The 14,561-nt window shown below is 70.4% G+C and carries 12 protein-coding genes; 8 read left to right on the top strand and 4 right to left on the bottom strand.

Annotated elements, in window-relative coordinates:
* Nucleotides 1-18: 18 nt before the first annotated feature.
* Together ACIQRW_RS14815 and ACIQRW_RS14810 are read right to left on the bottom strand one after the other, a co-directional pair.
* Nucleotides 19-1,002, bottom strand: coding sequence for a DUF1702 family protein (locus tag ACIQRW_RS14815; RefSeq protein WP_403759306.1), 984 nt, complete (start codon nt 1,000-1,002; stop codon nt 19-21).
* A 154-nt stretch (nt 1,003-1,156) separates the two neighbouring features.
* A complete protein-coding gene (locus tag ACIQRW_RS14810; RefSeq protein WP_215103025.1) occupies nt 1,157-1,624 on the bottom strand; it encodes a thioesterase family protein in 468 nt (155 codons plus the stop codon).
* 572 nt (nt 1,625-2,196) lie between these two features.
* Here ACIQRW_RS14810 and ACIQRW_RS14805 point away from each other — a divergent pair.
* On the top strand, nt 2,197-2,625 hold the full coding sequence (locus tag ACIQRW_RS14805; RefSeq protein ID WP_403759303.1) for an SgcJ/EcaC family oxidoreductase: 429 nt from the start codon (nt 2,197-2,199) through the stop codon (nt 2,623-2,625).
* 466 nt (nt 2,626-3,091) lie between these two features.
* On the opposite strand, the gene ACIQRW_RS14800 is transcribed toward ACIQRW_RS14805, so the two are convergent.
* Nucleotides 3,092-3,871, bottom strand: a complete 780-nt coding sequence (locus tag ACIQRW_RS14800) for a helix-turn-helix domain-containing protein (protein WP_403759301.1) — start codon at nt 3,869-3,871, stop codon at nt 3,092-3,094.
* Between the two features lie 310 nt (nt 3,872-4,181).
* Between ACIQRW_RS14800 and ACIQRW_RS14795 the strand changes: the two genes are divergently transcribed.
* Nucleotides 4,182-4,772: a DUF5987 family protein gene (locus ACIQRW_RS14795; protein ID WP_403759298.1), complete on the top strand. Its 591-nt coding sequence runs from the start codon at nt 4,182-4,184 to the stop codon at nt 4,770-4,772.
* Nucleotides 4,769-6,424 (top strand): FAD-dependent oxidoreductase, encoded by a 1,656-nt coding sequence (locus ACIQRW_RS14790; RefSeq protein WP_403759295.1) that lies wholly within the window; start codon nt 4,769-4,771, stop codon nt 6,422-6,424. The genes ACIQRW_RS14795 and ACIQRW_RS14790 overlap by 4 nt, the downstream gene beginning before the upstream one ends.
* Before the next feature lie 499 nt (nt 6,425-6,923).
* On the opposite strand, the gene ACIQRW_RS14785 is transcribed toward ACIQRW_RS14790, so the two are convergent.
* Nucleotides 6,924-7,727: a TIGR03084 family metal-binding protein gene (locus ACIQRW_RS14785; protein ID WP_403759292.1), complete on the bottom strand. Its 804-nt coding sequence runs from the start codon at nt 7,725-7,727 to the stop codon at nt 6,924-6,926.
* Between the two features lie 658 nt (nt 7,728-8,385).
* Between ACIQRW_RS14785 and ACIQRW_RS14780 the strand changes: the two genes are divergently transcribed.
* The 5 genes from ACIQRW_RS14780 (at nt 8,386) to ACIQRW_RS14760 (ending at nt 14,561) form a co-directional block, all read left to right on the top strand.
* Nucleotides 8,386-8,934: a carboxymuconolactone decarboxylase family protein gene (locus tag ACIQRW_RS14780; RefSeq protein WP_403759289.1), complete on the top strand. Its 549-nt coding sequence runs from the start codon at nt 8,386-8,388 to the stop codon at nt 8,932-8,934.
* A gap of 148 nt (nt 8,935-9,082) precedes the next feature.
* A complete protein-coding gene (locus ACIQRW_RS14775; protein ID WP_403759286.1) occupies nt 9,083-10,984 on the top strand; it encodes an FAD/NAD(P)-binding protein in 1,902 nt (633 codons plus the stop codon).
* Complete coding sequence (locus ACIQRW_RS14770; protein ID WP_403759284.1) at nt 10,985-12,211, top strand: putative PEP-binding protein; 1,227 nt, start codon at nt 10,985-10,987, stop codon at nt 12,209-12,211.
* 239 nt (nt 12,212-12,450) lie between these two features.
* A complete protein-coding gene (locus ACIQRW_RS14765) occupies nt 12,451-12,969 on the top strand; it encodes a pyridoxamine 5'-phosphate oxidase family protein (RefSeq protein ID WP_403759281.1) in 519 nt (172 codons plus the stop codon).
* A gap of 554 nt (nt 12,970-13,523) precedes the next feature.
* Nucleotides 13,524-14,561, top strand: coding sequence for an NUDIX domain-containing protein (locus tag ACIQRW_RS14760; protein WP_403759460.1), 1,038 nt, complete (start codon nt 13,524-13,526; stop codon nt 14,559-14,561).

Genomic DNA, 14,561 nt, shown 5'->3' with positions numbered 1-14,561 from the left:
CGGCTACTCCAGGAATGCTCAATCGTTGTGCACGAGGAGGTTTTCACGCACCGCGCGGCGCCAGAGTTCATAGGTCGGGACATCGCCCGCCGATCCCGGCGCGGGCGCGGTGTCGTCGGCGAGCGCGGCCGCGGCCTCGACGGTGATCCCGGCCAGCGCGTGGAGCGCGGTCCGGGTGTGCTCGGGCACGACGCCGGAGAAGTGGCGGGCCTTCGCCGCGAAGACGGAGCCCTGCGCCGCATGGCCGCTCAGCTCCCCGGACTCGGCGCGCAGCGCGGCCAGTTCGTCGCCCGTGGAGCAGCCCGCGAAGGTGGCGGCGAGCCCCACCCCCGCCCACAGGTCCGGCGCACGCCCGGAGGCGAAGCCGCGCACGGCGGCGCCGACCTGCCCGACGCGCGCACCGTGGATGAACCACAGGGCCCGTCCGATGCCCTGGTCCACCGCCCGCTGGAAGTAGTGCGGATGCCCCTCCCACGCGTAGGGAGTGTCCGGACGCTGGGCGTCGACCCAGCGGGCACGGTCGAAGTAGGCGCGGTCGAAGCCGTACCCGTCGACGGCGAGCCAGCTCATCGGCGGGTAGAACTCCGCGCCGTCGAGATCGTCCGGCATGACCTTCTTCCACAGCGGCCGGGGCAGCTTGGCCATGGCGAAGCCGATACCGATGTAGTTGAGGAAGATGTGCCGCCGCCCGGCGCCCTGGAGCAGTGCCCGGGTGCGCCCGCCGCGGCCGGGCATCGCGTCCCGGATGACCGAGGCCATGACCGCGCCCTCGTAGGCGAAGCCCCGCACCTCCGGGTCGACCAGCGACAGCCGCCGCTCGGTCTCCCACAGCTCCTTGGACTCGATGCCCCATTCGAAGCCGGTCACCACGGTCTGCGGGATGGTCTCCAGCTGTCTGGTGGCAGCGGTCTCGGCCACCGGGAACCCGCGTCCGGCGAAGCTCACCTCACGCAGGGACGGAGCCATCAGAAGTCTGCGCAGAGAACCCATTGCCGTTGCCACGCGGTGCCTCCTCGGGCAGCCACCAGGGGGGTGGCGAGAGTTTCATCGTCGGACTGCGGTGAAGACCGGGCATCTTCGGGAATGCGCAACGCCGGTGCGCACGGTCCGGCCGCTGACGTCGGGCTCGACGGGCGGCCGGGACGTGCCCGCCGCCTCAGCCGCCGCTCGCGGGAACCGAGGCCGACACCCGTGCGGCGTACGGTTCCAGGGCCTGCCGCAGCGCTTCGGGCACCCTGGTGGGACGGGTGTCGCCGTTGGGGCCGCGCATGCAGGCGACCCGTTGCCGGCCACGGGCCACCAGGTTCTCGGTGTCCTCGTGCAGCCGCAGGTAGTCGAAGGTGAAGACGATCTGCGTCTGGGTCAGCTCCTCCAGCCGCATCCGGATCGAGAGCTGGTCGAAGGCGGTGATCTCGGCGAAGAACTCGCACCCCACCGAGACGGTGAACAGTTTCAGGTCGTCGCGGATGTCGTCGAGCACCTCGGGAGCCATGTCCAGCAGGAACATCTCCCGGCACCGGCCCTGCCAGCGCACGTAGTTGACGTAGTAGACGTTGCCGACCAGGTTGGTCTCCTCGAATCCGACGAGATGACGCAGTTCGTAGTAGGGCCGCGCGTCGGCCATCGGCTTTCCCTTTCCTTCGTCATCAGGGCAGGCGCCACCGGTCGAGCCTGCTTCTTGCGCACGGGGCACCGGCGGCGGCCGGGCGGGAACCGCCAGGAGGCCGCTCTTCGCCGGGGTCGGCGACCGGCTCACGCGCCGCGAGGGCGGGTGACGACACGATCGGGTCGATCCACCGGGGTTGGCCCGGTTCAGGGAATGGGACCCCACAGACACGATTGGGGATCGCCCAGCGGTCGGCATCTCCCGGCTTGCTAAGGGATCTCGGCTCCGGGCAACCGCACCGCCCGGGGCACGCTCGAAGGACGCAGAGCAATCCCGGAGTGGTAAGCGACCGAGACGGCGGGCGAGCATCAAGGTAGTCCCGGCGGCCGGATCGCCAACGGTCGGCCGCCCGGACCGTACGGCGGCCGCCGCACCGGGCGACGGCGGGGCCGCTGTCGGCCCAGCCCGGCCGGGCGGTCCAGACGGCCTACTCGGCAACCGCCGTCGCCCACCCGACAGTTGAGCGAGCCGGATGCGTGTCCGTCCGGCTCCCTCGGCATCGTGCTCACATCACGGAGGCAAGGAATCCGATGAACTCCACTGACACCACGACCACGACCACGGCCGACGAGAGGGAGCAGGGCGTCGCCGGCCTGCCGGAGCGCGTCATGGCGGCGTGGGCCGCCCATGACTCCGCCGCCTTCGCGGAGATCTTCACCGAGAACGGCAGCATGGTGATGCCCGGCGTCCACTGCCAGGGCAGGGAGGCCATCCGGTCGTTCATGGCGGCGGCCTTCGAGGGCCCGTACCGGGGTACCCAGGTCGTCGGCGCACCGGTCGCCGTGAACTTCCTGGGCGACGAAGCGGCCGTCCTGGTCACCGAGGGCGGCGTCCGCGCACCGGGCGAGGACACGCTCAGGCCCGAGCGCAGGGTGCGCGCGTCCTGGGTCGCGGTGCGGGGCAAGGACGGCGTGTGGTCTCTGGCCGCCTATCAGAACAGCCCGTTCGACGCGTCCTGACCCACGGGTCGCGTCCGACCCTCGGGTCCACCGGACGCGACGCGAAGGCGGGGGCCGCCCGGACACATCGTTCGGGCGGCCCCCGTCGGCGTGCCCGGCCATCGGCCGTCCGGCAGGGCCGGGGAACGGAGCGGGCCGCCGGAACGGAACCTTCGCCCTGCCGACACTCACTGACACGTGTCGTCACGTGTCGTGACATGCCGACAGGCAGCCGCGTTGTGGGGCCGGTCAGGGGGGCGAGGGCCGGCTTCGTTCTTCGACCGTGCTGCGGTGGGGCACAGGCCCCCGGGCGCAACGGCGAAGAAGCACCGGCGGCATCGCGCCCTCGATGATGGCCTGGGTAGCCGGAGAGCAGGGGGAGGGGATTATGGGCAGGGCCTGGGGTACCGACTCGGTGTGTGCGGTCCGCACTGGATGGACCGGCCCGGTCGCCCGAGGGCGTTCCGGCGGCGTCCCCACTTGGCGGTCACCCGGTGGGCCGCACCAGATTGTTCTCGAAGGCGGCCGACCGTACCTTCTGGAGCGCCATCAGTACCGGCGGGTCGAGAACGCGCACGCCTCGCAGCGGGAATTCGACGTCGGGGTGCGCCACTCGCGGACGGATCTCCAGGGGGCCGAGCGATCCCACGTGGATCGGCAGTCCGTCCGTCAGCGCCTCGTGCGTACTGGCCGGCACCGAGTGGCCCAGCAGATACCAGACGCCGGGCGGCACGTTCTGCATCTCGAACGGTCCGGGCGTACGGAGGACCGTGCAGCTGATGGGTTGCCCCTCGGGCACTCTCGTCGGAAAGATTCCCAAGAAGATCAGCCCTAATTCGGCGACGGTCGGGGCGGTGACGAAACCTCGCACACGCTCCCCTGCGCTTACGTTTTGCGCGACGCTTATCTGCTTCGTGTATCCACCGACCTGGCGGTACATCGAAGGGGGAAGTCCGACGCTGTTCGCGAAGCGCGAGCTGAAAGTTCCGACGCTGCTGTAGCCGACGCTACAGCTGATATCCGTGACCGTCATGCCGGTGGTTAACAGAAGGCGTTTCGCCTCCTGTATTCGCAGAGCGGAGAGGAAACGCCTGGGCGAGATCCCGGTGATCCGATGGAATTCGCGCGAGAAGTGAAACTTGCTGTACATGGCGAATCGTGCCATGTCATCGATGCTTAAGGGCTCCGAGAGCTTGCTCCGCATGATGCGGATCGACTGCTCCACGGCCCTCTCGATCCCTGTCACTGTGCACTGTGCACTGTGCATTTCATCCTCCGACGCCGAGATGGATATCTACCGGTCAAGCCCCCGGGGCCGATCGCATCAAGCCAAGCGAAATCGTTCGGCTCCATCGAACAGTATTAGCGACGGGTCTGGGGCTGGGCAACCATGCGATCGATGTTTGCCGTGAACGGCCCATGGGCATATGCGGAATCCTTTAGGTGTGCGGAGTTGCAGCAATGTCGGAGATGCTTTGATCATCCCGGCAGTCGAGGATCGATGCACGGAGAGGTTCCCTTGCTCGCCGCGTCTCCGCCGAGTTCACGCCTGGCCCGCACGCCGAAATGGAGAAGGAATGCCTTCTAACCAGCCAAAGTTAAATCAGGACAAAAGCAGCACACTGGAGGCCTTCGCCGACACCATAGTTCCCGGAGCGAAACGGAACGAGGAGGACCGGGCCGTGGCCGGCGTCGTACCGGGGCCCGGGGCTGTGGCGGCCGGAGCCCTCGAACTGCTCCGTACCGCCGCCACCGGGATGTCCGAATCCCTGGACGACTTCGCCGACGCCCTCAACGCGCACGCCGCGGCCCTCCAGGCCCAGAGCCGGCCGGACGCCGCCGGGGAGCCGGCCGAGCCGGACCCCGAGGTCCCGCCCTTCGTGGCACTCTCCTACGCCGAGCGCACCCGACTGGTGGTCATCCTGACCGCACCCGGCCACCCCGAACGCGACCTGTGGGTCAGCCTCGCCCTGTTCAGCAACATGGCCTTTGACACCGGTGCCCACCTGCACACCGCCGACGCGATCGCCGACGGGCACCCGGGACTGGCCGCCCTGGGCTTCGCACCTCCCTCCGATGACGGGCAGTGGCGCTTCTCCGAGTTCTCCTACGGCCGCCCCCTCGCCCGGCTCCACCCCGACACCACCCCCTCCGGGAGCCTGGCGTGAACGCTATCGAGCAGACCGACGTCCTGATTGTGGGCAGCGGATTCGGCGGAGCCATCGCGGCCTACCACCTGGCCGCGGGCGGGGCCAAGGTGACCGTGCTGGAAAGGGGACCGTGGCTGGAATCCAACGACTTCGAGCACGACTTCCTCCTCGGCTCCTCCTACACCCGGATCTTCGATTTCACCGTTGGTGACGGCATGAGCCTGCTCGGCGGCAACTGCGTCGGCGGAGGCAGCGTCGTCTACTTCGCCGCGATGCCCCGCGCCCCCCGCTTCGTGTTCGACCGAACCGGCAGCATCGGCCGCCGGATGTGGCCGGCGGCGATCAGCCGTGACACCCTCGACCCCTGGTACGACGTGGTCAGCGAGGCGCTGCCGATATCCACCCAGAGCTGGGACGACGTCAGCTACGCCGGCGGTCTGTTCGCCGCGGCGTGCGACCACGCCGGCCGGACCGCCAATCCCGTGCCCACCGCCGTGGACAACTCCAAATGCACCAACTGCAACTGGATGATGGCCGGCTGCCGCTTCGACGCGAAACGCTCGCTCCTGCTGAACTACCTGCCTGCCGCACGTGCCCACGGTGCCGAGGTGCGGCCGCTGCACGAGGTGCAGAAGCTGACCCGCACGGACGGGGGCGGCTACCGGGTGCACTTCAACACCATCGACGACACGGACTACCGCCTGAGCAACGGCAGCGGCGTCATCGACGCGAAGATCGTCATCCTGGCCGCGGGGGCCGGCGCCACTCCGGTCATCCTGCAGCGCTCCGCCGACGACCTCGGCGTGATGCCGCACGCCGTCGGACGCTACTTCTCCGGCAACGGCGAGCGGCTCAACAACGCCGTGATCAACGAAGAGCGCGCCCGGGACCTGCTGGGCCTGGACCGCGGCGACGGCACCGCCTATCTCGCCAACCAGATCGGCAAGGGCCCGGTCGTGGCGAGCTGGGACAACCTCGACGGCAATCTGCCCGAGCACTCCCGGTTCTCCCTCGAACAGCTCTACTTCCCGCCGGGCTTCGGCACCATCCTGGCCCAGGTGCCCGACGCCGAGGGACCCAGCTGGTTCGGTGCGGAGAAGACCGAGATGGTCCGGCGCTGGCGCTCCTGGCTCACCATCTTCACGATGATCGAGGACGACAACGAAGGCGTCTTCGGCCCGCCGCCGCCGACCGGGAACGCCGTCCGGATCTCCCAGCAGATGCTCGGCCGCGGCCCCATCTCCTACCGGCCCACCGCCAACACCCTGCGCGGCTGGGACGAGTCCGACGCGGTCGTCAAGGACATCCTGGAACGTGACGGACTGGCCCGCGTGACGCCTTGGACCAACGATGTGGTGGGCGCCTACACCGTCCACCCGCTCGCCTCCTGCCGCATCGGCGACGACCCGCACACCTCCGCCCTGGACGACCGGCACGAACTGCGAGGCCACCCCGGCATCTTCGTGACGGACGGCTCCGCGGTGCCGGGCGCCCTCACCGTCAATCCGGCGCTCACCATCTCCGCGCTCGCCGAACGGGCCATCCCCGGCATCGTCCAGGCGGCCCGCGACCGGGGCGTCGACGTCACCTACGGCGCCCCCACCCCGGACGGAGACGCCTCCGGCCGGGCCGGCGTACGAACGCAACTGCCCTTCCTCACGCGCAAATAGCGTTGCCCGGGAGACGGACAGCAGAACGATGCCGTACCGGCCACCCCCCACCCCGGCCGCACGACACGGTGCCCCATCGACGAGCGCCTGCCGACGCTCTGACAGGGGTTCCGCCCGGTGGCAGAGACCGCCCCCCCCCGGAACCGTGCCGGGACAACGGCCACCATGTGGTCGTTGTCCCGGCACGGTGTCGAGCACGCCATGAGAAGTCCTCGGCCCGTGGCCCCTTGCGGAGGAGCGGACGCTCTCCCCGGACGGGCTCTGCGGCGGACGGCCGACAAGGGGAGTGCGGTCGGGGCGGGAGCCGCTCGACGGGAGCACGGGGGAGTGCGGTCGGGGCGGGAGCCGCTCGACGGGAGCACGGGGGGCGGAGACGACGCAGGCGGGCCCGGTCCCATAGCCGCTACGGGACCGGGCACGCGGCATTCTCGGCGGGGGCGTCGAGGGGGAGCTGTTTCACTTACCCCTGTTCGACGGGGCCGTCACGGGCCCCCGGCTCTCACCGGGACGTGTCGGAGAACTGGCCGGGCCTGCGGCCCTCTCCGGCCGGGCCCCTGTAGGCCTGCGCGATGTCGAGCCAGTGGTCCGCCTCACCCTTGGTGGCAGCGAGGGCAAGGTCGTCGCGGTGGCGACGCCGGGTGACGAGCAGGCAGAAGTCATGGGCAGGACCGGTGATCCGATGGGTCGCCTCAGCGGGACCGAACTCCCACAGCTCGCCGGTCGGAGAGGTGAGTTCGAACCGGAAGGGCTCGGTGGGTGGGGTCAGGCCCCGTGCCTGGTAGCCGAAGGCCTGGGTCAGCACGGCGAATCCGGCCACATGGCGCAGCCACGGGGCCGGATCGCGGCGCACGCCGATGGTGTCGGCGATGTCCTGACCGTGGGCGAAGGTCTCCATGAGGCCGGCGCAGGCGAGCACGGCCGGCGGCAGCGGGTTGACCAGCCACGGCACCACCTGTCCCGGGGGGACGGCGGCGAGCGCCTCGATGGTGGCCGCGCGCTCGGCGCGCCAGCGTTCGAGGAGAGCCTGCGGGCTGTCGGAGGTGTAGGCGGCCAGTGCGGCGTTGACCGCTCCGTCGAAGTCGCCGGAAGCCTTCTCGGTCATGACCCGGAACGCCTCCGGGTCGGCCGCCGCCGTACCGGCGAGCCGATAGACGAAGACGAGGTGGGCTATCTGGTCGGTGACCGTCCAGCCGGGGGCCGGGGTGTCCAGCGCCCATTGGGTGTCGTCGAGGTCGGCCACCATTCGGTCGGTCTCGTCTCCCGCCGCCGCCAGGTCCTTGAGCACGTTCGCCAAGTCGGACATCGCTCGCTCTCGTCTCTGCTCGGGGGTCTGCGATCAGTGTCGCGGATACTGGATCCAGCCTGGTCCAGCGGGGATTCGGTGTCTTCTCCCAGCGTGCTGAGCGCGGTGACGTGCGGTCGCGGTCACCGCGAGGGCCGGTGCGAGGAGGCCCGAGCGCCCAGTGGGAGAAGGCAGAATCCGGAGTCGGTCGGCGCGGCAGCGACACGAGGGCGTGGCCCGAAGACATCCACCGGTGGGGCACGCCGGGGGAAGCCGTCCACCGCCCTCCGGCGACCGCGTCGGCGAGCAGCCCCCGCGACCAGCCCGGAAGCCCCTCCGCCAGGACGGCGGCGGCCTCCGAACGCCGCCGGGCAGGGGTGTGTTTCCGTCAACATGCCCAACCCGTAAGGGACGTCACGCGACCCTGGAAGCAGCGGCCGAGACCTCGCCTCCTCCCGCCGTACGCGCCCCGTCGGGTCGATCGGCGCGTTCGCCACCCCCCGGCCACGCCCTCGGCACCCCCACGGAGGGCCGGCTGCTCGGCCCACTCCTCACCGAGTCGGGCCGCCCGGAGGGCCAAGGGTGTGGCCGAAAGTCAGCCGTGATCGCCCGCCGGTTCCGCCGCTTCGGCAGACTGCGCCGACGAGGAACTCCCACCACTGCGAGGAGAGGCATTCCCATGCCGCGGATTCCTGTCCACACCGTCGACAGCGCGCCCGCGCCCGGCGGTCAGACTCTGCGCCGCCTGGAGAAGCGATTCGGGAGGGTGCTCAACATCCACGGAGGGATGGCCCACTCGCCCGTGGTCCTGGAGACCTACGCGGCGATGAGCACGGCCATCGCCGAGCACGGCACCTTCGACGCCCGCACCCGCGAGGCGATAGCTCTGGCGGTGGGAGCGGTCGACGCCTGCGCGTACTGCCAGTCCGCACATACCGTGTCGGCGAGAGCAGCGGGTTTCACGGAGGAGCAGACCGTGGCGATCCGCCGCGGAGTGCGCGGCGACGATCCGAGGCTCGACGCCCTGGTCCAGGTCGCGAGGGAGGTCGCCGGCGAGATCGGCGAGGCGTCCGACGCGGCATGGGACGAGGCTGTGGCCCAGGGGTGGACGGACACCCAGCTGACCGAGGTGTTCGCCCACGTGGCGGTGAACCTCTACACCAACTACTTCAACCACTACGCGGGTACGGAACTCGACGTCCCGGCAGCCCCCGGTATCGACGGCTGACGACACCACCGGCCGCCGGCTCGGGCCGGCCCGGGGGCGCGGCCGTTCGCACGGTCGCGTCCACGTTCTGTCGCACGACATCCGGTCAGCACACGGCACCGGTGGGGGACGGCACCGCCGGGCGCCCCCGGTTCAGCGGGGAGGCCACATGAATCGAACGGGCGCGCGCCCCAGAGTGCTCGTCGTGGGTGCCGGCCTGGCCGGCACCGCGACGGCGATCCGGCTGCTCCACTTCGCGCGAAGACCGCTCGAGATCGTGCTGCTGGAACGCCGCCCCGACTACCGCTCCGCCGGAGTCGCCTACCACCGTGACGGCAACCCCTGGGACCACGTCTTCAACATCCAAGCCGGCCGGATGTCCGTATTCCGCGAGGACGTCCTCGACTTCATCGGCTGGGCCAATGAGGAGGCCGATCGCCGGGACTGGCCGCGGCACTGGGTCGGGCAGACATTCACCGAGCAGGGCCCGGCGCCCCGCCGCATCTTCCAGGACTACCTCGACGACCGGCTGGCCGAAGCGAGCAGGGAGTCCTGCCCCGGCGTCGTCCTCGTCGAAGCGGACGGCGAGGCACTCGACATGGAGGCGTGCGACCGGGGCTACGAGCTGACCGTGCGCGGCCTCTCCGGGGCCGGGCTCGACGGCCTGCGTTCCGGTCCGCTCCCGGACACGAAGGTGATCGGCGCGGACCACGTGGTCCTCGCCACCGGCCTCGAACTCAAGGATCCGCCCTTCGCCGCCGAGGTCTCCGGACATCCCTCCTTCGTACGCAACCCGTACTCCGCGGCCGGAATCCGCACGCTCTTCCAGCTCCCGCCCGACGCCACCGTCGCCATCGTCGGATCCGTACTGAGCGCGTACGACTCGGCAGGACTGCTGCTGCGCAACGGCCACACCGGGCGGATCCACCTCATCTCCCAGTCCGGAACGATCTTCCGCACCTATCCCAGCACGCACGAACACGCCGTCGTGAGCCTGCCCCGCCCGGAGCTTCTGATGGAGCCCTACCGCGACCGCGAGGAGTTCCTGGCACGGGGCAGGGCCGCGTGGCGGACGGCGTGCTCGACGGTCCGCGAGAGGCACCCCGGCATCGCCTCCGCCATCGTCTCCGAACGTGTCGCCAAGGCATGGGAGCCGCACCTCCCCGAGATCATCGAGCGTATCCCCGATGAGGAACTGCGCTGCCTGCTGGACGAGTTCGCCACCACCATCGCGGCACTGCGCGTCGGCGCCGTGGAGTACACGATGGCGGTCATCGAGCACGCGCTGCGGTCACCGGACGGGCCGCTGGAACTGGTCGTCGGCAAGGTGCGGGCCATCACTCCCACCGGGTCGGGGCGGCTGCTGGTCTCGGTCGCGGGGCAGCACGGCAGCCACGGCGTCGAGGCCGATCTCGTGGTGTCCAACTTCGCCAGGGAGTCCGACTACTCCAAGGTCGGACAGCCGCTGTGGCGGGCACTTCTGCGGAAAGGTATCGCGACCCCTCACGAGCGCACCGGGCGCGGCCTGAAGGTCGACGCGTGCGGGACGCTGCTGGGCGCCGACGGGCGACCGTCCGGCCCGGTCTCCGCGATCGGCGTACTGCGGGAAGGCGACGAGATCGTCCGACACGGCCGGACGGGCGCGTTCGCGTTCAACCTCGCCGCCATCAAGAACCACTCGGTCTCCGTCGCGGCCCATGTGACGGAGCAGGTGGAACTGCGGCAGGAGGGTCTGAGCGACATCGCGGCCCTGCACCCCCACTACCGCAGCTATGCCAGCAATACGGAGGAAGCGGACCGGGCGGCCTTGGAGGAGGCTGTGGTACTGGAGGTACGGAGGCTGGCCACGCGCGAACGCGGGGAGAGAGAAGCACTCGACTCCCACTTGACCGCGAGCATCCTCTCCATGGGCGGTCTTCCGGCACTCCCGACAGCTGTGTCCCGGCCCGACCGCCTGATGCGCGCGGTCGTCAACCGGGTCGCCGCGGAACGGCTCAACGACGTCTCCGTGACGCCACGGCAGCTACGTCGACAACTGGGGATCGGGAACGTCGACAATCCGGAGGGCTAGTTGAACGGGAACAGGCGACGGATTCTGGGGTTTCTTCTGGTCGGCGGCACCGAGAACGTGCTGCGGGGCACCTGTAATCGGACAAGAGTTCCACACGAGGGCAGCATCCTCGTCACCCCCTTCCTCGAAGCGGGCATGTACGACGCCATCGTGGCCGCACGCGCGGTGGTCTGCGGATCCGGCGGACTGACCGGCCACATGCAGTCCCTGTGCCGCGGCAGGGGGATACCGGTCCTCCGCGTCGACGAGGCGGACCTCGCCGACCTGGTCGGCGAGGTGACGCTGTACCTGGAGAGTGCGTCGATCGTCGTCGGACCGGAGACATCCGCGCGGCCCGGCACCGGGAGGTCCCCGATGGACGACCTGGGCTCGGCGTGCGCCGTCATCGCCGACCTGCAGGACATCACCACCATCAACGCCTCCGGGCCGAACGCCGAACGGGTCGAGTCCTTCTTCATCCGCGAGGAGTTCCTCTGCCTCGCGCTGGGCCTGAGCCCGCTCGACGCCATGGCCGGCGGCACCTCCGGCATCACCGCCTACGGACAGGCCATCGGAGGGCGGCTCTGCGGCTTCGTCGAAGCGCTCCTGCCCGGCCAGCGACTGATCCTGCGGATGCTCGACCTGCGCTCCGACCACGCGGCCGAGGTCAGCGAGATCGCCCAGGTCGCGGTCGAGCCGAATCCCGAGATGGGACTGCACGGCGCACGCTGGCTGCTGCGCTCCGTCGCCTACCGCGACGCCCTGCACGTCGTCCTGTCCACGCTGCGCAAACACCTCGGCGATCAAGCCGACAGGGTGGCGCTCTCGGTGCCGTTCGTCCGCGACGAGACCGAGTTCGCCCAGCTCCGAGCACACCTCGACCTGCCGCACGGCGTGCCCCTGTCCGCGTTCATCGAGACGCCCTCCGCCGTTCACGCCACCCCGGCGATGTGCGCCGCGGGCGTCAGCGAACTGTTCGTCGGCATCAAGGACCTGGTGCAGTTCTACCTGGCGGCGGACCGTGGCAACCACTTGGTCGCCGACTCCTACAACACCCGCCACCCGGCCGTCATGGACGGGGTGCGCAGGGTCGTGGAATCCGCCCGCGCCGCGGGCACCCCGGTGCGGGTCTTCTCCCTGGCATCCGATCTCGACCACTACCTCGAGAACCTGCCGACCCCCGACGGCTACATGATGTGCACCGCCGAACTCCGGCAACTGCTCCTGCGGTCCCAGACCCGCACCTGACCGCGACAACCGACGCAAGCCGGATATCGACTGCCGTCAGGCCGCCGCGCCGCGCGAGGCGCCGGTGCGGTTGGCACCGCCCTCGGCGTAGCCGTCTCCAACGGCGTCGTCGCCGGGCACGCGCATCCCGGCCCGGGACCGCCGCGCCGCATACGCTGGTTCCCGGTCATCGGACCGCGTTCGGCGTCGTCGGCGGATCGTGACCGACCGCTATCCGCCTGACCCCTTGAGGAGCTTCCATGACCGACCGTGACCCCATTGCCGAGATCGGACCTTTCAGCGACGCGCGCGCCGACGCGACCCCCTGGGAGACCGCGCTGCGTGAGCTGGAGCAGGCGCGCCTGTTCTGGCTGTCCACCGTCCGCCCCGACGGCCGGCCCCACGTGACACCGCTCCTGGCCGTCTGGCACGGCGGGGCTCTGTACTTCGCGACCGGTGACCAGGAGCGCAAGGCGCGCAATCTCCAGGGCAACCACCATTGCGTCATGACCACGGGTACGAACGTCCTGGACGGTCTCGACATCACTGTCGAAGGACGGGCCGAGCTGGTGAGCGATCCGGCGGAGCGCGGCACCGCCGCGGACGCCTACGAGGGCAAGTACGGTGACCTGCTGACGAGCCCCGACGGCACCTGGCACGGCCTCGGTGACACCATTCGCGCCGGCGACGTCCAGCTGTACCGCATCGACCCGGCGGTCGGATTCGCTTTCGGGAAGGGTGAGTTGTACAGCCAGACCCGCTATCGCTTTCAGCACTGATCTCCTGAACAGCGGTTATGGATGGTCTGTCCGGCGCGACCGAGCTGTAGCGGCGCGGGGGCCGGAGTCTCCGCAGACCGCTGCACGTACGCTGCTAGCGTGCCTGATGACTCCGCGCCTCCCCGACCGACCCAGGTCGTGTCCGCAAGGTCTCGTCCGGCCCGCCACGCCTGGCACGCACTCTCGCGGCGTTGCCGACGGTCGCGGTCACCCGCGTCGCCCGTCGCATTGCCGTCTGCCGCGCAGCGTCCGGCGCACTGGCGGCGTTGCCGCAACGCCCTGGCAGCTCCACTGCGCGACCATCCCAGCGCCTTGCGATCACACGCACCAGGCGGAGCGTAGCCGCCCTCCGGGCTCCCCACCGACATCGCGGACGCCCCGGGGTGACCCTCGCGATGGAAAGAGCGGATCGTTGGGTATCTCCAGGGAGTCTGGGAGAAGTGGGTGGTGGCAGCCGGGCTGTGGACACCCTCATTCCCCCTGCCTCTCCCGGACGAACCGGCGAAACCCGATCCGCCGCTGTTCAGCGGCCTTCCCATCCTGGAGTACTAGTGATTGTCGTCTGGATCAACGGTGCGTTCAGTGCGGGCAAGACCAGCGCCGCGGGCGAACTGATCGATCTGATCCCGAACAGCACGCTGTACGACCCGGAGGTCACCGGCGCGGGGCTGCGCAGTCTGCTGCCGCAGAAGAGGCTCGCCGAGGTCACCGACTTCCAGGACCTGCCGATCTGGCGGCGGCTCGTGGTGGACACGGCGGCGGCGCTGCTCGCCGAGGTGCCCGGGGTGCTGGTGGTGCCCATGACCCTGATGCGGCAGGAGTACCGCGACGAGATCTTCGGAGGGCTCGCCTCCCGGCGCATTCCCGTGCGGCATGTGGCGCTCTCACCTGAGGAAACGATCCTGCGCAGCCGGATCGCGGGCCGCGAGGAGTTCCCCGGCGACGAGGAGCAGAGCGAGCGGGTGCGCCTGTGGGCGTACGAGCACATCGGCCCGTACCGCGACGCCCTCGACTGGATCACCGAGGACGCGCACGTGGTCGACAACAGCGCCCTCACGCCCCGTGAGACCGCCGAGCGGATCGCGGACGCCGTGCGCACCGGGAACGCCGCGCCGTGCCCGATCGTCCAGAGCCCGGAGCCGACCGGCGAGACGGTGGCCGCCGGAGTGCTGCTCTTCGACGAGCAGGACCGGGTGCTGCTCGTCGACCCCACGTACAAACCGGGGTGGGAGTTCCCCGGCGGGGTGGTGGAGGCGGGCGAGGCTCCCGCGCAGGCCGGGATCCGTGAGGTCGCCGAGGAGATAGGCCTCCACCTCGACCGGGCTCCTACCCTGCTGCTCGTCGACTGGGAGTCGCCCCGCCCGCCCGGCTACGGCGGGCTGCGCTTCCTCTTCGACGGCGGACTGTTGCGCTCCGAGGACGCCGGCCGGCTGCTGCTGCCCGGCTCCGAGCTGCGCGGCTGGCGCTTCGTCACCGAGGAGGAGGCCGCGGGGATGCTGCCGCCCACCCGGTACGAGCGGCTGCGCTGGGCCCTTCGGGCGCGCGAGCGGTCGACGGTGCTGAACCTGGAGGCAGGGGTGCCGGTGGGCTGA

It is taken from the genome of Streptomyces sp. NPDC091287 (assembly GCF_044768525.1).
Taxonomy (GTDB): domain Bacteria; phylum Actinomycetota; class Actinomycetes; order Streptomycetales; family Streptomycetaceae; genus Streptomyces.
This window is presented reverse-complemented; position numbering and strand designations above follow the sequence as displayed.